Raw genomic sequence first — 18,851 nt, forward strand, 5'->3', positions numbered from 1 at the left:
GAGGCATGCTCGGGCTCACCCGCATCCGGCGGATCTCGCATATCTACGCCATCGCGACCATCGCCCTCTCACAATCACCTGATCGAGCCGTCCCCGCTCCCCACCGACCCAAGCTCGGCCTTGACCGGGAACCACGGGCCTGTTTGTTCTCTTTTCGTTCTGAAACGGAGAGCGCCAAGTGGGTTTCTACCGGGTCGGCGAGGAGGCAGCAGATGGCAGCGGGCTCGTCCGCGTGCCGTTCATGCGGACGACCCTGTGCGCGGGCTTCCCGAGCCCCGCTGAGGATTTCATCGAAGGCGCGCTGGAACTGCCGCGCTGGCTGGTCCCCAACCCACCTGCCACCTTCATCTGGCGCGTGCGGGGCTGGTGCATGAAGGGCGCCGGCATCCACGACGAGGATCTGGCCGTGGTGGATCGGTCGCTGTCGCCCACCTCCGGCGCTGTCGTCGTTGCGGTGGTGAATGGCGAGATGAGCATCAAACGCCTGCTGATGACGGGCAACCGGCTGAGCCTCACGTTCGACAATCCCGACATGGATCAGGAGTTCGCCCTGGAGGATCTGGAGGAGGGGCTGCTCTGGGGTGTGCTGCTGTTCTCGGTGCGCTGGCACCATGTGAAGGCCCGCTCGGGTGTTGCGCGATGAGCCGAGCCCTGGCGCTCATCGACGGCAACAGCTTCTATTGCTCCTGCGAGCGCGTGTTCGACCCCAAGCTTTCCGGCGTGCCGGTGATCGTGCTGTCCAACAACGACGGCTGCGCCATCGCCCGCACCGCCGAGGCCAAGGCGCTCGGCATCCGCATGGGCGAACCCTACTTCAAGATCCGTGACCTATGCCGGCGGCAGCGGGTGCGCGTCTTCAGCAGCAACTACGCCTTGTATGGCGATATGAGCGCTCGTGCCAACACGGTGTACCGGCAGTTCGCGCGGGACGTGGAGGTGTACTCCATCGATGAGAGCTTCCTCGACCTCTCCGACGTGCGGGAGCGTGACCGGGTGGCGCTGGCTCGGGATCTCCGCTCCACCGTGCGCCGATGGACCGGCCTGCCCACCTGCGTGGGTATCGGCCCTACCAAGACCCTCGCCAAACTGGCCAACCACATCGCCAAATCGATCCCGGAGCTTGGCGGCGTGTGCGACCTCTCCGACGAGGCGGAACGTGCAGCGTGGATGGTGGGGATCTCGGTAGGGGAGGTATGGGGCATCGGGCGTGCCTCGCTAGCCCGGCTTACTGCGATGGGCGTGGATACGGTAGCTGATCTGCGCGACCTCGATCCCCGGCCGGCACGTCAGTCGCTAACGGTGGTGGGGGAGCGCATCATCCATGAGCTACGCGGACGGTCGTGCCTGCCGCTCGAGATCGTGCCGGCCCGGCGCAAGGGCTGCGCGGTGACCCGTAGCTTCTCCACCCGGATCATCAAGCGGGATGTGCTTGAGCAGGCCGTTGCCGCACACGCAACGCGGCTCGGGGAGAAGCTGCGCCGAGATGGGCTCGCCGTGTCGGCGGTCACGGTGTTCTACCACACCAGCGAGCATGACCGCGGCGACCCCATGCGGTCCGTCTCGACGGTCGTTCATATGCCCGAGGCGACCAACGACAGCCGGCACCTGATCCAGGCGGCGCTGCGGGGGGTGGAGAGGACCTGGAAGGAGCAGGGGCCATCCCCCTGGCGCTACAGCAAGGCCGGGCTCGTCACCACGGACCTCGTGCCGCTGGACGACGCTCCCCGCCCGCTGTTCGACGCACATGACCGGGAGAAGTCCGGTGCGCTGATGGCGGCAATGGACGCCTGCAACAGCCGGTTCGGGCGCGGAGCCGTGGTGCCTGCGCGGGCGGGTTTGGTGGAGAAGCGTAGCTGGTCCACCAAGTTCGAGATGCGCTCACTGCGTTTTACCACACGGCTAAATGAGGTGCCGACGGCCAGTGCGACGGTGCAGTGATTGCGCCGTGCTCCGGCGGAACGGGGGAGCTGCGAAGGCGCCTCACTCTGCAGCCTCAGGGCTTTGGAACAGTTTGCTCCTTGGGCTGATCCCAACAGCGATCGTAAAATTCTGACCTATCAAACGACTTGTTCTCGGGATCCGCTGGGTCCTTCATCCTCAACCCGAAATGCTTGTACATCTCTGCAATTCTCACATGCGCGGCCCGCATATTTTCGCGGCGATCCTTCTCGAAATAGCTCGGCCCATTGAGTTCGAGCAGCACGATGTTGGCACACATCATGACCGTATAGCCCAGCGATATAGCCTCTGTCGCGAGCAGCGTATCCTCTCCATGGATGTCATACGTGGGGTTGGGGAAGACTTCACGACGGCCTTCTTTTCGGAAATTGCGCAAAACGAATAGGCTACCTTTTAAGTCGGGATTTTTGTGAAAAATGTGATTGGTGTCGTAATCTCGACCGGCTTTATTCCAGAACGCGGCGGGGTGCCGTGGGTCTTTTCCGTCCCAGTAGGGAAAGAAAATATCTACTCCAGCGTAGGCCGAGGGGCCATTCGAAGCCATTTCATCAAAAAACGTTATATCAGTGCTCTTATGATATTTGGTTCCAAGAATGGCATCGTCATCCATCATGATGCCCCAGTCGTACGTACTGCTGTAAAACCATTCCAAGCATTCAATACGGTTGGTGATGAGCGGTCGTCCCTCAACTTCGCGAATGGCAGCATCACCAAATCGGGCCTTCAATTCGTCGAAGATACCATTGCCTTGGACGTTGAAGCTGTCAATGTCGTTCTGGCTCCACCCACTAAGCAATATCGCTATGGATACGTCGGTTTCCTCCATCCACCAATTCAGCTGCTCAAGGAAATTCGCGCTCCTTAGCTGCCACTTAGCTGGATCAGGCGAACGGTACGACGTGATATAGGCACAGAATTGCGCTTCTGCTCCGGCGAAATTTAGCACGCTGCCGGGCGCCGTCTTGCTGAAGGGCTCGCAAGCGTGTCGGCGGAGCATGGATGCCGACTTGACGGTGGGTACCATGTAGCGGACCCGACTATCAGGGGTGGAAAACTCAACCAGCAAAGCGGCTTGGCGGTCGTCCGTATTTACGAACTGCGCTTTCGCTCCCACATTGTGTTCCTTGAGGAGCTTGCACAGGCCTGCCATTTCCAGGACTGGCAGCCGAACATCTTGATCGATGGGAACTGGTCCCACGGCATCGAACAGCCGGCACTTCATGTTGTCTGCGCGACTATCGCAAGGCAACACGGATGTTGCAAAGTGATGCACGTCGATGTAATATTCTGTTACCGTTTTTTCTCTTTCATTATTGTAGCTTGAGCTACTTTCTAGCGGTACCTTATAGGTCAAGCTATCGCTTGAAAGATCAAGAGCGCGAGGTATTTCAACCTTTCCAGGCATTTGATATTCGTATGAGCGATGATCGAGATGCTTGTTTGTCGATGGCACGTGCATTATCGTCCGCGCGCCATAAGTGATATGACGGTTCTGCCTCCATAGATTTGACAAAACTGCTTGATGTCGATCAATTTGATGTCGTACTTCTTGTCGTAGCTGACGAGCTTTGAATTTGATGCTGCCGGTTATGATGTTGTGCCATTTCAAAAAAGAGGTCGCTCGTTCTGCCGTCAGTTGTAAATGCGGGCCATAACCGACTGGGACAGCCATATGTTGAAAATCTGTGTCCATATCATTGAACACTTCTGCGACAACCCGAACTCCGTTAGAGGCAGAAAATTCCACGTGATCCACGGCAATTGTGGCATTCCATCCGGATGCAATGGGAAAATTAAATGCCAGGCGGTCAGCCTCACGGAACGAGAGCGTGTACCAGCGATCCCCCAACTCCGCCCACTCAAATGGCAAAGTCACTCGTGCCGTTGTAAACGTGTAAGTCGTATCTATATTCTCCAAGCATAAGAACGTCTCGCCCCCAATAGACATGTTCCGAATGAGAATTTTCCGTTTATCGGCACCGCTGCCTCTTTTCTCTTTTCCGTCAACGAGCCGCTTGATCGTGACCCAGCCCTGAAGGATGTTAGAGATAATGGTTTGCGGCGGCAGCAAGACGGCGGCAGGCGCATGTGTGGAAGCTGGCAGATTGGCACTAGCAGTTGGCGACGCACCTCCACTTGAGGCTGTGATATTCATTGCAGGTTGCGGCGCTGTAATGGGAACGTGACCGGAACCGAGTGCAGGCCCCTTAGTGGCGCTCCTTACGCTATCATAAACATCTGATGGGCTGCCGATGCTTTTGATCCATCCGACTAGATCGACTGGTGCTTTCCCCAGTCGATCTGCTTCAAGAAGCGTGGTGGCATACTGCGTTACAGCTGTAGCGCTTCGCGCGTTCTTGAAACACAGCTGGACGGGCGCATAAAATCGGTTGTTTAGCTTAATACTATTGCATTTGAGCCCATGACGATCGCAATAGGCTCTAATTAGATCGTCGTTATTGATCAGGGGCTGCCAGACCTCATAGATGTCATGCAGCGCCGCATACACGCGCGACCAAAACGCGTCCTCGTGCTTGCGAGCCTTGCCCGCGTGACGTTGAGCGGCGCTCAGCCGGCTATCAATATCGTCCAGCTCCTTCTTCAGGGAGGGTTGCTGGGTGTTATGGCTTGCGCTCATCCTGGGCCTGCAACTTTTTAGATATCTAAAATTTTTTTGGAGACCCTGGGTATCGCTGCGGCATTAGCGGCATGTTAATAGGCACGCGCCGACACATGTCTACATGTTGGATACCCTTTTCCCTCACCAAACCAATGTGGCTCGCTACCTGCCGGCGATTAGCCACGGGTATGCCAAATCCGCGAATGATGTGACGTGGCAGGCGGAGGGCCTGCTAGGTCCAATGCTTAACTATCTGCGGTCAGGTAGTATGTTTCACTACCCAGCAACTCTCGCGAGTGCCGGGCAAGTGATGCAGGAGAGCGGCAGCCTCAGCACGGCGCGCACGAACATCACCGAGCGCAATCGCAAAACCTCGTTCGTGGTCGCGGATAGTGGAGGTTTTCAGATCCAGCAGGGCACGCTGGGACCCTGGCGCTACACGCACACCGTGTTGCAATCACTCCGCTGGCAGGAGGAGCACGGCGATTTCGTGATGGCCCTCGACTTCCCGACCGGGGGGATCGCCACGGGCAAAATGGCCGCGCACATTCATCGGCTCATCCATGTGGACGGCGAAAACCTCGAGGCCATGAGCCGAGCCAACGGATTGAGCGTGGCATTCAACGGATGCCTTCGGCAGACTTACATCAACACGGAGACCATGCTGATCCACCGGCAGCCCGAGCGAGGTTTTCTCGTGGTGCTGCAGGGCACGAGTGAGCCCGAGAGCCGCGAGTGGTATCGTGTCCACCAGCCGCTCATTGATGCCGCCGAGGGCATCGCGTTCGCTGGTACCAGCAATATCAGCTACCGACTGATGCTGCGCCGCCTCGTCGATATGCGCGACGACGGCACGCTCGCGCGCATCAAGCACATTCATGTTCTTGGAAGGGGTACGCTTGCAAGCGCATGTGTGCTGACGACGATCCAGCGATGCATTCGAGCAAGCATCAATCCAGACCTTCAGATCACTTTTGATACGGCTACGCCATTTCAAGAGGCGAACGAGCGCTACAGCCTGCTCGCCTATTATGTGGCTGATAACAAATCACTTTCGATCGAATATAATCGCCCATCCGACGCTGAACTCAGCGAGTTTCGGCATCATAGCGAGCTGACGTTCGCTATCAACGATTGGTGTCACGCCCGCGCGCAGGCTGAAGCACACAGGCTAATCAAAGACGCGCAGGGCTCATATCCCGCCATGCATGGCCGGGCTACGCCTAATGCCGGTATCAGCATCATCGGCCAGCACCTTGCGGTGAATGATATTGCGGTGGTGCGGCATGATCGCCAGGACCCAGATCCCCGCAACTTTATCGTCAAGCCAGATAGTAAGACTTCACTGCTCATGTGCGCGCACAATGTGGATGCCGCAACGCGGGCGCTTGAACAAGTGACTGCCAACTGGCTCAGCGACGATGGCGAGACACGGAATAATTTCCCCGTCGATCTCCTGGTGATCCGCAGCCTTATCGAAATAATTTTTGCACCCAACCGCGTGCTCGGCCTTATGGATGAGCTGAACGAACAGCCGCCGCTGGAGGTGGACTATCCAACGGCGGAGTTCCCGTCGCCGATAGCAAGTGTCTCGCCCTACAAGGCGCATGATTTCATCGAACAAAATCGACAGCGTTTGGACGCGCTCGTTTTGTAGAGCACTCAAATCCGAACGACACGGCCCCAGCAGTGCCAGATCCGCTGCGAATGCAAGCCTGCCTTAAGCCGCCCGTGATCGGTCGCAAGCCTAATAGCCGCGGAATTATCGAGATGATTAGACGAAGAGAGCTTACTGGATTTTTTCGAGGCGATTACAAGCCTCGATGGAATGATAATATCGATCTTACGATCATGCTCATTGTGATGTATGTTGCATCTGGTGTGGCGGTCAATGCATTCGCGAAATATCTGCCCGTATACCCCGTAAAAGTTCCATTCAGCGGCAACCCGCCGGTGTCGTTTCCGCTCATTCCCGGCACGCTGCTGGTGGGCCTGATATTTGTAATGCGCGACTACACGCAAAGGCTCATCGGCGATTGGGTCGCAGCGTTCATGCTCATAGCGACCATCATCGTATATTTCTGCGTAGATCGAGACCTGGCCTACTATAGTGCACTGGCGTTTCTCGTAAGTGAGGGGATCGACCAGATAGCCTTCCATTTCCTCAAAAAAGAGGATCTCAAAGATCGCATCCTTTGGTCGTCCGCCGTCGCAACGTTGTTCGACGGGGCCCTCATACTGTATGGGCTTAATGAGCTCACCTGGCCCAATTATATCTCACACTACGCAGGAAAAATGCTGGCCACATTCGTGATCTGGCTGGTTCTCTGGCATCTGCACAACAAGCGTAGCTCTCTAGCCCCGGCTGAATGAACATGACCGCTGCTGCAACAATCGCATCCGCTACCCCGCTTCGAATGATCTGGGTGACGTTCCAGCGCGCCGGCTTCCATCGTTGGCCCGAGGCATCTGGGGACCGCGCGTACCTTTCCGCCACCCACCGCCACCTGTTCAAATTCCGTGTGTGGATACAGGTATGGCACGGTGATCGTGAAGTAGAATTCCATACGTTTCTCGAATGGCTGGAGGGGCTATATCAAAGCAGTATACTCCAGCTGGATGGAAAGAGCTGCGAGACAATTAGTGACGAGCTGTACGAAAACATTGCCGCTAACTACCCCGGCCGCGATGTTTGGATCGAGGTAAGCGAGGACGGAGAGTGCGGTAGCTACTCGCAGTACTCGGCCAGCGAGCAACGCAAGTGACCATTTGGATTTTGCCCATCGAGGGCCATGAGCAGCGTTACACGGGGCAGTGGCTGCACCATCTCCCCGTGCAGCTGGCGCAGGCAGCCGCGGCACGCGGCGTGCCGGCGAGCGTGATCCAGATCGAGGGTGAAATGCCCCCGCCGGTGCCCCTGGCGGGCGCCTTCCTCGATTTCGCCGGCACCAACATCTTCAAGAGCACGCAGATCGCCGAGGTCGCTCGGCGGTTCCAGCGGGGGGAGGTGCAGCCGGGCGACACGTTCCTGATCACCGACGCATGGCATCCCGGCGTGCATCAGATCCGGTACATGAGCGCGCTGCTCCAGAAACCAGTGCGCCTGATCGGACTGTTCCACGCCGGTCATTATGACCCCAACGACTTCCTCGGCCGGATCGCACCCCGGGACGTCGCATGGGCGAAGGCAATGGAACGCGCGCTGTTCGAGGCCTACGATGTCAGCATGTTCGCGACGCAAGCCCATGCCGAGCTGTTCCGCGCAGGGGTGAGCGTGGCGGCGGATGATCCGCGAGTGGCCGTGTGTGGGTGGCCCATGGAGTACCTGGCGGCGGAGCTACAGCCGCACCTCGGGCAGCCCAAGGAGAACATCGTGCTGTTCCCCCACCGGCTGGCACCCGAGAAACAGCTGGAGATCTTCAAGGATCTGGCGGGGTCGTTCCCCGGCTGGCGGTTCCTGACGTGCCAGGAGATGGCTCTCACCAAAGGGGATTACCACGACCTGCTCGCTCGGAGCCGGGTGGTGTTCTCGTGCAGCCTGCAGGAGACCCTGGGCATCGGCTGCTATGAGGGGATGCTGGCGGGGGCAGTGCCGATGGTGCCGGATCGTCTCAGCTACCGCGAGATGTACCCCGAGGAGTTCCGGTACCCCGCGGAGTGGACAGCCAGCTGGGCGGCGTACCAGCGGCACAAGCCGGCATTGGTGGCGCATCTCTCGGCCGTGCTGGATCGCGTGGTCAGCGGTGGGTACAGCCTGACAGCATGCGAGCAGCAACTCTCGCGTTTCTTCTCCGGAGAAGCCCTCTACGATCGCGTGCTCGCCGCGTGAGATCGAGACGGATACCAACGTGCTCCTTCGACGGCACGGTCGCCGACCGTGCCGTCGATCCATTTGGAAGGCAGGCATGATAGGGTAGGGTGGCAAGAAGGCCGCGCTGGATCGAAGGAGCGGAACTCCAGGCCCTATGAAAGCCCATGGTGACAGCAGCCTCGTCTTCGGTGAGACGCCGGACGGTGCCATCGTCCACATCACTGAGGTCGCCTCTGGGCTGGCCTGCGGATGTCGGTGTCCCGGCTGTGGCGCACCTTTGGTTGCTCGCCGGGGCGAACACCTCGATCACCATTTCGGCCACTACGGCTGGGCAGACGGCAGTGGCTGCGCGACCGGGCCCGAGACAGCCCTTCATAAATTCGCTAAGGCATGTCTCGCTCGACGTTTGGAGCTGGTCCTGCCCGGCTGGCAGGAGACGGAAGGCGCAGGTGGCAAGGGCTACCCCGGTGGAGCCCTTCGTCTCGATGAAGTGGCCTTGGAGCACCGGCTGAGCGGCATCGTTCCGGACGTGATCGCTCGCCGAGGTGGCCGCGACCTGCTGGTGGAGTTTCGCGTCACACACCCCTGCGATGCGACCAAAATCGCGAAGTTCGTCAAGCTGAACGTGGCGGCGGTTGAGATTGACCTGTCGTGGGCCCCGCGAGATGTGAGCCGTAGTGGGTTGGAGGAAGCAATCCTCAAAGAGGCACCGCGGCGCTGGCTACACAACCCCAGGCTGCTGCTATCCAACGCGCTCCGGCCAGCGAGTGTGGACCTGCTCAAGCCGTCTGCCGCGGTAAATGCTGTGTCGTTGGCTCGAACATACCGCGCAGCTCACGCGGAGGCGCGAACAAGCCGATCGATCACGATGGCGGCTAGTCGCCTCGCCACCGATTTCCCTCAGGCGATCGGCATGGCCGTCCCGGGCATTGGCTGCTTTACGGTCTCGCCCTCCGATTGGCAGGCCGCGATCTTGGAGCAAATGATCGACCGAGCCCTCGCGGGGGGACGACCTGTCATCACCCCGGCAGATGCCCTCCGGCAACTCAAACAGAGAGGTTGGCTTCGGTCGCGCTTCGCACGGCTCACGACGGCTGACGCCCAGGCTTTGAAGCAGGTCGATCCCTCCTTCGCTCTACCCGCAGAGGCCATCAAGGCCTGGATGAGCGCTGCGGCACATGCCGGCATCCTCATACCCGCGGGCGGTGCCGAGCGATGGACCCTTTGGCCTGACGTCATGTCGAGGGTCCGCGACGAACGCCGCAACCGCTCCGCTATGGGTACTCGATGGCGCGCGTAGCCCGCGCCGGAGAGCTGCTGCCGGCGGCAGCGTCACCGCCGTTGATGTTCCACGACCGCGATGGATAACCACTCGCGCAGCTTCGTGTACCGGCGCTTTGCAGCGCCCCCGCGCACAGCCATGCCGATCGCCTTGCGCTGTCCGATCAGCACCACCAGGCGCTTGCCGCGCGTCACGCCCGTGTAGAGCAGGTTGCGCGCCAGCATGGTCCAGTGCTGCGTGGCGATCGGGATCACCACCGCCGGGTACTCCGATCCCTGGCTCTTGTGGATCGTCGTCGCGTAGGCGGGCACCAGCGTGTCGAGTTCCCCATAGGGATACACCACCTCCCGCCCGTCGAACTCCACCACGAGCGCCCCCTCATCATCGTCGATGCGCAGCACGGCGCCGAGGTCGCCGTTGAACACCTCGCGGTCGTAGTCGTTCTGCGTCTCCATCACCCGATCGCCAGGGGCGAATTTCCAACCGAACCGCTCCACCATGGCAGGCGGATTGGGGTTCAGGACCGCCTGGAGTTCGTGGTTGAGGTTGCGGGCGCCGAGCACGCCACGGTTCATCGGCGTGAGCACCTGGACATCCCGAACGGGATCGAAGCCAAACCGCTTGGGTATACGCCGCGTCACCACCTCGATGAGCTTGGCCACTCCCTCTTCAGGCTCGGCAATCTCGATGAGGTAGAAATCCGTCTGCTCGCCGGCCCCGGCCGGTTGGGGCATCTTCCCAGCGTTGATCCGATGGGCATTCACCACGATCCGGCTCTCGGCGGCCTGCCGAAATACCTCCGTGAGACGTGCCACGGGAATACGCCCGGATGCGATCACATCGGCCAGCACCTGCCCTGGGCCCACCGATGGCAGCTGATCGACATCGCCCACCAGCAGTAGCCCTGACCGTTCCGGAACGGCCTTGAGCAGCGCGTTCATCAGCGGCACGTCCACCATTGACGTTTCATCGATCACCAGCAGGTCGCAATCCAGAGGGGTCTCCTCGTTGCGCGAGAAGCCGCCGTGCTTGGGGTCGATCTCCAGCAGTCGGTGGATGGTCTTGGCCTCCAACCGGGTCTGCTCCGTCATCCGCTTAGCTGCGCGGCCAGTGGGGGCGGCGAGGACCACGCGAACCCCTTTGGCGATGAGAATGCGCAGCACGGTGTCCAGCGTGCTCGTCTTGCCCACACCCGGTCCGCCGGTGATCACCGAGAGCTTGGACGCCAGCATCACGCGCACCGCCTCGGCCTGGGAGGGAGAGAGCACCTTGCCGGTCTTCTGCTCCACCCATGGCCGCGCCTTCTCCAGGTCGATCTGAGGCCAGGGAGCCGATCCCGCGGCTCTCGCGATCAAGCGCTCGGCGATGCTGCGCTCCGCCGCATGCAGGCCCTTCAGGAATACGCAGGGTTCGTCGCCGATCGTGTCGGCGATCACCTCTTCCCCGCGTAGCAACTCTTCGGCGATGGCCGCGCGGATCAGCTGGGGTTCGACCTCCAGCAGCTTCTGAGCCAGCACCGTGAGGCGTTCAGCCGGTAACGCGCAATGCCCTTCATCCATGGCCGTCTGCAAGGCGAAGGAGACACCCGCTCGCAGCCGGGGAGAGGCATCCCGCTGCATGCCGAGCCTCATGGCGATCGCGTCGGCGGTGCGGAAGCCGATGCCGCGTATATCGCGGGCGAGCCGATAGGGGTCCTCGGTCATCACCTGAATGGATTGATGGCCATAGGTCTTGAAGATGCGCACGGCCCTGGCCGTGCCAACACCGTGGGCGTGCAGGAAGATCATGATCTCACGCACGGCCTTCTGCTCGGCCCAGCCCGCGATGATCTTCGCGGCCCTCCAAGGGCCGATGCCGGTGACCTCCTTGAGCCGATCAGGCTCGGCCTCGATGATCTCGAAGGTGTTCTCGCCGAAGACGGCCACGATGCGCTTGGCCATGGCAGGGCCGATCCCTCGCATGTGGCCGGAGGCGAGGTACTTCTCGATGCCTGCTGCTCCCGTAGGGGGCGTGGCCTTCAGCGTCTCGGCCTTGAACTGCAAACCGTGAGTGCGATCGGAGATCCAGACACCGGTGGCGGTGATCCACTCTCCAGCGCCGATGGCAGGGGCGTGGCCAATCACCGGTACGAGGTCGCGCTTGCCTCGGGCCTGCACCTTGAGCACGCAGAACCCGGTCTCTGGCGAGTGGAAGGTGACACGCTCGACCGTGCCCGCGAGAGCCTCGACAGGATTGGCTCTGTCGACCTGCCTCGGTGGGCCCATTACGCTCACGCTTCCTCTCGGGTTCTCGACCCGTTGCCGCTGCCATAGCTTGGCAAGGCGGTTACCGCCGATCCAGGGCAGCGCTGGTGCCATGAACGAGAATATATTTCTTGGTTCGTTCTTTCGCCAGAACTGCGACGCAATCCGGCCGATAACGGGTCATCCGATCAAATGCCGGTGCTCCGCTCCCGGCTCACATCGCAAGAAACTTACGCGGTGGCTATTCGGATGCACCCTTGCGCTGCTGCCACCGAATTGCGACCGCATAGATCAGTCAGAAGATAACGGAAGGCGAATTATATCAAATATTTCGTTTATGGTCGCCTTGTTGCCCGAGGGACATTCTTGGGGACCTGCCAATTAAATTCATCCGCGCCGTGGAATGTCATAACGAACATCTCCAGCGCGTGATTGATTTCCTTCATTCTCCGTTCTGTCTGGGCCTCTCGATCGAACATCACATAAGCAGCCAGCAAAACACCGACATCCCACACCGCGCACATGCAAATTCGAAGTGGCTCGGCGGTCACCCAATCGATTACCTCCTGCGTTTTGTCGCCTTGCACCGCATAAACGTACCGGCCATGACTGCGCATGCCTAGCTTCTGCATGGCATCCACCTCGTCCAATAGCTTAATAGTCGTATCCATGTCGAAACCTCCCATCTGAGCAGATAGTAGCTAGATTGGTAAGGAAACGATATCAGTGAGCCTTTCCACTGAGTTGACGACCGGGGTCTGAGGATGACAGTGGCCCGGAGCAAAAATGCAAGCCGGGCCATTCAATTGTTTGTCTCCAATTTGGGATATGGTCGTGCTTAGAAGATCGGCTTACAAATTTGAAACCACAACATTTTGCGGAAGAGGGTGACTACCAAGCATTGCAGCCATTGCTGTTGCTTTGTCTTCCCTCACCTTCGCCCAGCGCCTACTAGCCGCCTCACTCATATTCTTTCTTGTTTCAGCGCTTTTTGGAGCGCCCGAGAGGGAAGCGCTGATGGCCTGCTTGGTGGCGTCTGACTGCTTGGTACCGGTTCGCGCATCCCTAATTTTGTCCTTGCTTTCTTGGCTGTGAGTGTCGCCGCTTTGCATGTGGCACACGCGCTTGCTCATCTCCTTTGTTTTGATTTCCATCGTATGGACGCTGCAGATGCCGTCCATGAAAGCATTTTTGTTTTTCCAGCTTAGGACGTAGCCATCATCGCTAAGCATGAAACCCATGGGATCTCCAAACAGCATTTTCTGCTTGAGCACGTTGTAAAAATACCGTTGACGCTTCCACAAGACGAGGTACTCATCCCATGAAATATCAAAAACTCGACCCTCGCTTTCCTGATATGCCTTGCTGCTTTCATAGCGACCTCGAAGAAATTTCTCCAACTCCTGATCGCGTTCCGATTTGAATTGTGTCATTTGGCTCTCCTTGTTAGACGATATACCCTTTTAGCGGCGCACCACGCCAGTTTGCGATATTTTCTTTTCCGTCGAGGATCTGATGGCGTTGTCACAGTAGGCTGCGCCGAGCGTTGCAATAATAGGTTAGTTGTATGTATATTTAGAGGAGGTAACATTCGCACTAGATGGAAGTAATAGATTGGATCCATCTTCTACGAAGTAGAAGATAGACACAACCCACTACCACCCAAACTAGCACAAATATCACCGTCCTTACCTGCGAGTTCTCGCGGCGTGTTTGCTCGCGCTGCTCGCAACCCACTCGCGGGAACTTCGCCGGTTAGGCGCTGTCGCACCTCGTCTTGCCAGACGAGGGCTGCTCGCGGCGCCACTTCGCTGACGCTCCGTGGAGAGCGCCACTCGCGGACTTCCAGTCTACCCATCTGGTTTTGGGTCGTAATGGCTTTGGGAGAGGGTGCCGCGGGCGAGCATGCACCGCAGTGGCACTAAAGAGCCCGAAATTGCGAAAAATTAGAGCGCAAAATCAACTACTTAAGAATTGGATCCTGACTGGACAGTGTCCTTGTGCGTTCTGGTGCATTTTGCGATCAATCACGGATGGAGCGGCGTCCTAGATCATCACGTTCTAATCTCAGGTTGAACAGCAGGACAACGGCAGTAATGTTCTGGACATGAGAACTGGTCGTGCTCAAGCAAAGGACACACACATGTCGGTGCTCAAGACCCTCAAGCTCAGCGCTGCTGCTCCCGCCGTGTCGGCCAACGACCCCCTCGCGCGGGCGCGGGAGAAGCTGCTGGGCCAGCTCGCCGAGCAGAAGGAGATGGTGACGGCCACCCTCGAAGGCCGGGTGTACCAGCCCCCCAAGACCCTTGGCATGCGCAAGGACGCCCAGGGCCAGCGGGTACGCATGGAGGTCAACCGGCGTGTGCGGCGCGGTTGGTTCCAGGACGAAGCCGGTACCACGCACTTCATCCTCCGGGTCGGTGGCAAGCCCATGCCGCTGCAGCCGGGCAAGGCCGCAATCGGCATCGGCACCCTCGACAAGCTACCGGCGATCATCGACGCCCTGATCAACGCGGTGAGGGCAGGGGAGCTGGACGCCCAGATCAAGGAGGCTGCGGTGGCCCGGGGTCTCATGATGGCGGAGCGCCGCAAGAAGAAGGCGGCGTGACCCCGTTGCGGTGACGGCGCACGTACATGGGGGCGGCGCCGTCACCCCGAGATGCGGTGATCTCCGCGTGGCGCAGTGTCGTCAAAACCGCCGATCCCGCAGAAAAAACGAGCGATCCCACAACAGCTTAGGCGCGCGTCGGCTCACCCAGCACAGCAAGTGCGCGAAATCGGGTTTTGGTCGCAGATAGCCGGCAGCATCAGATGCAGACTGCCGCAGCGCGATCTACGGCGGCCCACACGTACAGCCGGCGCAAGTACGTAACGTAGGCATTCTAGTACGCAGCATATGCAAATGCATTGCATGCCTTCTGATCGATAACGGGCGCAGCAACACGCTCAACGCAAACTCCACTCGTCCTCGCGACACCGCCAAGACAGAGTGATCTTCTGAAAAATGAGCCAGATTGGCCAGATTTCGGCATCGCCATGCCGAGATGCACTCTCGCGCGTGTGCGTGAGCGCCCGGCATTCCCAGGTGCAGCTTGAGCCGCAGGGCACCCGCTGCGGCCGGCAGCTCACCACGGCAGCCACGCCGTGATCCTCGAACATCGCTTCGAGCATATCGCCGAACCCGGTCGACGCCGCCGGGCCTGGATCACCAGCCTCGCCCCCATCTTCGATGCCACGGTTCCCACGGAGGCCGAAGTGCCGATCACGGCATTTCAGCGCTACCAGCACCTCGGCCAGATGGTGCTCGCCGCGGATGAGGTGCCAGCCCAATCGGTGAGGCGAGGCCCGGAACGCATACGCGATCAGGGTCTGGATCATCTGGTGCTGAGGACGACGGTCAGCGGCAGCATCCGGGTCGATGTGGGTGGCAGTCCCGTCGAGGCCGCTCCCGGCGATCTCCTCGTGCTGGATTTGGCTAGGCCCATCCGCATGGAAACGGGGCAGGGCCGGGGAGCAACGCTGTTCCTACCGCGACGCATTTTCGGGGATCGCGCCGACGAACTCGCCTTCCGGCACGGCGGCGTTCTCCCCGGGTCTGCCTACCCCTTGGCCCAGCTGCTGTCGGACTTCCTGCGGCATTTCAACGAATGCGCCGTGTCGGCGACACCCGGGCTCACGCACCATCTGGTGCCGGCTACGGTGGACCTGTGCCGGGCATTGGCCTGGGAGGTCAGCGGCAGCGCCATGGCAGCGCCCCCGGAGGAAACCCAGCTGCGGTTCGCCGTGCAGCAGTTCATAGAGCAGCATCTGGCGCAGGTAGACCTGCCCATGCTGAGCGCCCAGTTCGGGCTCTCCCGAACGCCGCTGTACCAGCTGTTTGCCCCTGATGGCGGCGTTTACGCGTATATCCGGGACCGCCGGCTGGCTGAGGCCATGCGGCGGCTGCGGCACAGCGAGGGCCGGCGGCCCAAGATCGCGCGGCTCGCTCACGAATGCGGCTTCCACAACGATCTCGTGTTCAGCCGGGCCTTCCGGCGTAAGTATGGAATGAACCCCAGCGAGGTGCAGCCCGGTCCCCAGGTACGAGCACCACAGCCTGCTGATGCCCCATTGTTGGGATGGCTGAGAGAGCTTTAGCGCGCTTAGCATTGCCGCTGACCTGGCTGATAAGATTGTAGCGGCGTTGCCACTTCGATGCTGGCAACGGGCAGGTCAAGACGGGATCCGCCTTACGCGAAATTTAGATCTTCCATTCGTTATTGCCGAGCGCGATATTGACTTATCGGCTTTAGAAACGGCGAGTGCAGAAACAATGTCCAAAACCTACGAGATCGCCCAGGATCTGCACGGCAAGAAACTGTACCAAGAGCGGGCACGAAGGATATTGCCTATTTTGGTAAGGCAAGCGGCTTCGAAGCGGCCTCTATCATACGAAGCCCTCGCCGATGAGCTAAGCATGACGAACCCCCGCGTGTTGAATTATCCGCTAGGATGTGTTGGAAGGGCCCTGATCGAGCTAGCAGAAAGCTGGGGCGGGACCATACCACATATTCAATCACTTGTTGTTAATAAACAAACAGGCTTGCCGGGATCTGGTTTTGACGGGTTTCTAAATGACGAGGGTTATACATGGAGTGATAGCTCGGAAAGAAGATCTGCAATTGAGCAATACAGAACAAAAATTTACGAATATCCATACTGGAACGATGTCCTATCAGAGCTAAATCTGATCCCTGCCCCAAATTATGTGGCCGATTTGATTGAGCTAGCATCTGGCTGCAAAGGTCAGGGTGAAGGGCCGGAACACAAATTATTGAAAGAATTCATCAGTGAAAATCCAGCTATCGTCGGGCTTGCGGTCAATCATCCAAAGGGTCAGATTGAAAGAGGCATCCCGTCCGGCGATAGGATCGACGTTATTTTTCATAATAGGCAGCGAATATGCGCTGTCGAGGTGAAACCCAAAAATGCACCGGCACAGGATTTAATCAGGGGCCTGTTTCAATGCGTTAAGTACCGCGCCGTCTTAGAAGCTCACGCTAGCTTCGCCGGTCTTGGTGAGGGGGTTGCAGTTTGTCTAGTCCTTGGGGGCGGGCTTCCAAAAAATTTGGTACCGCTTCGAAACAGCCTCGATGTAAAAGTTATCGAAAATATATTTGATTTAATACCCAGAAAAACTCGTCACCTCTATCTCCGTAAGTCGTTATAGCATTCCGGCGTTATCTAGGCCGACAGCAAATGCCAAGTCGGCCTTTACCCATTGGGTCCAGGCGGCATCGGAACAATCGCCATCACGCCGCCAAGTACGCATCGTCGGCAGAATAGTACGCTTCATCTGAATGTTAGTGCGCTTGCCGCAAATTATTTACCGCCCAACTGAGCACGGACAGCAATAATCCCCGAAGTCTTCGCGATCCACGCGAGGCCATTCCGAGGGATCAGCTCATGTCGTCTTCCATCACGCTCTCCGCTGCTACTCGCCAAAACCTGCTGTCTCTGCAGGACACTGCCGCGCTGGCAGCCACCAATCAGGGCCGGCTCTCCACGGGCAAGAAGGTGAATTCCGCCCTCGACAACCCCGTCAACTATTTCACGGCGGTGGGCCTCAGCGATCGTGCGTCCGCGCTGTCGGATCTCCTCGATGGCGTTTCCAACGGCATCCAGACGATCCAGGCTGCCGCTAAGGGCGTCGATGCGGTCACTACCGTCGTCAAGCAGATGCAGTCGGTGGTGACCCAAGCGCAGTCCAACGCCACCGCCAACCTGCCCAAGCTGCAGGGTACCCGAGCGCTCGCGACGGCCGGTGAGGCCACCGCTACGGGCAAGAGCATCTACGACGTATCGATGGGCAAGACGCTCGCCGGCACGGCCGCGGCGGCCACCTCGAGCACCCCCGGCGTGGTGGGCATCAACACGGCCAACGCCAACCAGATGCAGCTCAGCGCGGGCTTTACCACCTACAAGTTCGACATCGGCTCCACCGACACGGTGAGCGACCTCGTCAGCAACATCAACAAGTCGGGCATCGCCACCGCGACGATCGACGTGCAGGGCCAGCTGCAGATCACCGGCACCGGCTCGGACACCCTCTCGGTGGGCCTGGGCAAGACCACCTCGGGAGCCTTCGCGGTGGATGCCACGGAGACAGCCAAGCTCACGGGCGGTGCAACCCCATCGGCGGCCGGCGGCACGTCCGCTCAGCGCTCGGCCCTGGTGGGTCAGTTCAACGCGCTGCGCACACAGTTGGATCAGGCCGCCCGGGATGCCGGCTTCAACGGCACCAACCTGCTGGCCGGCGATAGCCTGAGCATCGCGTTTAACGAGAAGACCGGCGCGGCCAAATCCAAACTGGACATCCAGGGTACGTCGCTGTCCGCGTCCGCGCTGGGCATCGGCGAGTTCAAGGACAGCGCCACGGCTCAGTCGGGCGCCGACATCGGCATCCAGAACAACGCGGACCTCACCAAGGCCGCTGATGCGCTGAGCAACGCGCTGGCGAACCTGAAATCCATCTCCTCCACGTTCGGCTCCAACCTGTCGACGGTTCAGAACCGTCAGAACTTCACGAAGGAGATGATCAACGTGCTCACCACGGGGGCGGCCAACCTCACGAATGCCGACATGAACGAGGAGGCGGCGAACTCACAGGCGCTGGCGACCCGGCAGTCCCTGGCGGTGTCGTCGCTGTCCCTGGCAAGCCAGGCCAGCCAGGGCATCCTTCAGCTGCTGCGCTGATCGATGTGTGCAGCAGCAGCGGAGCCTCACGGGGCTTCGCTGCTGCCATGAGCGACGGGCGCACCGAGATGTCGAGATCGCCCTCAGCAAGCAGCATCCCAAGGGCCGGTTCGCCCCTATACCCCGCGAAGGTAAGGGCAGTCAGCGCTGATGCGCCAGGAGCATCGTACAGCGCGTTCGGGGGGCGTCCTGGTGCTGGGC

The 18,851-nt window shown here is 59.6% G+C and carries 15 protein-coding genes; 11 read left to right on the plus strand and 4 right to left on the minus strand.

The annotated features are described in order from the left end of the window. The first annotated feature begins 178 nt into the window (after window positions 1-178). Window positions 179-643, plus strand: a complete 465-nt coding sequence (locus DK412_RS04735) for a S24 family peptidase (RefSeq protein WP_204165498.1) — start codon at window positions 179-181, stop codon at window positions 641-643. Next, window positions 640-1,938, plus strand: a complete 1,299-nt coding sequence (locus DK412_RS04740; protein WP_109971007.1) for a Y-family DNA polymerase — start codon at window positions 640-642, stop codon at window positions 1,936-1,938. Before DK412_RS04735 ends, DK412_RS04740 begins: the two co-directional genes overlap by 4 nt. Window positions 1,939-1,993: 55 nt before the next feature. Here DK412_RS04740 and DK412_RS30000 read toward each other — a convergent pair whose 3' ends face one another. Beyond that, window positions 1,994-4,597 (minus strand): hypothetical protein, encoded by a 2,604-nt coding sequence (locus tag DK412_RS30000; RefSeq protein WP_162596107.1) that lies wholly within the window; start codon window positions 4,595-4,597, stop codon window positions 1,994-1,996. Window positions 4,598-4,886: 289 nt separating this feature from the next. Between DK412_RS30000 and DK412_RS04750 the strand changes: the two genes are divergently transcribed. The 5 genes from DK412_RS04750 to DK412_RS30010 all read left to right on the plus strand — a co-directional run bounded on the left by DK412_RS04750 (window position 4,887) and on the right by DK412_RS30010 (window position 9,690). Continuing rightward, entirely contained in the window at window positions 4,887-6,236 is a 1,350-nt protein-coding gene (locus DK412_RS04750; RefSeq protein ID WP_204165499.1) for a hypothetical protein, read from the plus strand. 74 nt (window positions 6,237-6,310) lie between these two features. Beyond that, a complete protein-coding gene (locus DK412_RS30005; RefSeq protein WP_162596109.1) occupies window positions 6,311-6,952 on the plus strand; it encodes a hypothetical protein in 642 nt (213 codons plus the stop codon). A gap of 2 nt (window positions 6,953-6,954) precedes the next feature. Beyond that, a complete protein-coding gene (locus tag DK412_RS04760; protein ID WP_162596110.1) occupies window positions 6,955-7,344 on the plus strand; it encodes a hypothetical protein in 390 nt (129 codons plus the stop codon). Further along, entirely contained in the window at window positions 7,341-8,408 is a 1,068-nt protein-coding gene (locus DK412_RS04765) for a hypothetical protein (RefSeq protein ID WP_109971012.1), read from the plus strand. Before DK412_RS04760 ends, DK412_RS04765 begins: the two co-directional genes overlap by 4 nt. Before the next feature lie 136 nt (window positions 8,409-8,544). After that, window positions 8,545-9,690 carry a hypothetical protein gene (locus DK412_RS30010; protein WP_162596111.1) on the plus strand — a complete coding sequence of 382 codons (1,146 nt, stop codon included), beginning with the start codon at window positions 8,545-8,547 and terminating at the stop codon, window positions 9,688-9,690. Window positions 9,691-9,722: 32 nt separating this feature from the next. On the opposite strand, the gene DK412_RS04775 is transcribed toward DK412_RS30010, so the two are convergent. From DK412_RS04775 to DK412_RS04785, 3 genes are all read right to left on the minus strand, one after another. Next, window positions 9,723-11,936: an ATP-dependent RecD-like DNA helicase gene (locus DK412_RS04775; RefSeq protein ID WP_109971013.1), complete on the minus strand. Its 2,214-nt coding sequence runs from the start codon at window positions 11,934-11,936 to the stop codon at window positions 9,723-9,725. Between the two features lie 314 nt (window positions 11,937-12,250). Beyond that, entirely contained in the window at window positions 12,251-12,586 is a 336-nt protein-coding gene (locus DK412_RS04780; RefSeq protein ID WP_109971014.1) for a hypothetical protein, read from the minus strand. Window positions 12,587-12,766: 180 nt separating this feature from the next. Further along, window positions 12,767-13,348, minus strand: coding sequence for an NUMOD3 domain-containing DNA-binding protein (locus DK412_RS04785; RefSeq protein ID WP_109971015.1), 582 nt, complete (start codon window positions 13,346-13,348; stop codon window positions 12,767-12,769). Between the two features lie 710 nt (window positions 13,349-14,058). On the opposite strand from DK412_RS04785, the gene DK412_RS04790 reads away from it, so the two are divergent. The 4 genes from DK412_RS04790 to DK412_RS04800 all read left to right on the plus strand — a co-directional run bounded on the left by DK412_RS04790 (window position 14,059) and on the right by DK412_RS04800 (window position 18,650). Continuing rightward, window positions 14,059-14,523 carry a hypothetical protein gene (locus DK412_RS04790; RefSeq protein ID WP_109971016.1) on the plus strand — a complete coding sequence of 155 codons (465 nt, stop codon included), beginning with the start codon at window positions 14,059-14,061 and terminating at the stop codon, window positions 14,521-14,523. Between the two features lie 536 nt (window positions 14,524-15,059). Further along, a complete protein-coding gene (locus tag DK412_RS04795) occupies window positions 15,060-16,052 on the plus strand; it encodes an AraC family transcriptional regulator (protein ID WP_109971017.1) in 993 nt (330 codons plus the stop codon). Between the two features lie 175 nt (window positions 16,053-16,227). Continuing rightward, complete coding sequence (locus DK412_RS30015) at window positions 16,228-17,124, plus strand: hypothetical protein (protein WP_162596112.1); 897 nt, start codon at window positions 16,228-16,230, stop codon at window positions 17,122-17,124. Between the two features lie 236 nt (window positions 17,125-17,360). Next, window positions 17,361-18,650, plus strand: a complete 1,290-nt coding sequence (locus DK412_RS04800; RefSeq protein WP_109971018.1) for a flagellin — start codon at window positions 17,361-17,363, stop codon at window positions 18,648-18,650. Window positions 18,651-18,851: the final 201 nt, after the last annotated feature.

The sequence above is a fragment of the Methylobacterium sp. 17Sr1-1 genome (assembly GCF_003173775.1).
Classification (GTDB): Bacteria; Pseudomonadota; Alphaproteobacteria; order Rhizobiales; family Beijerinckiaceae; genus Methylobacterium.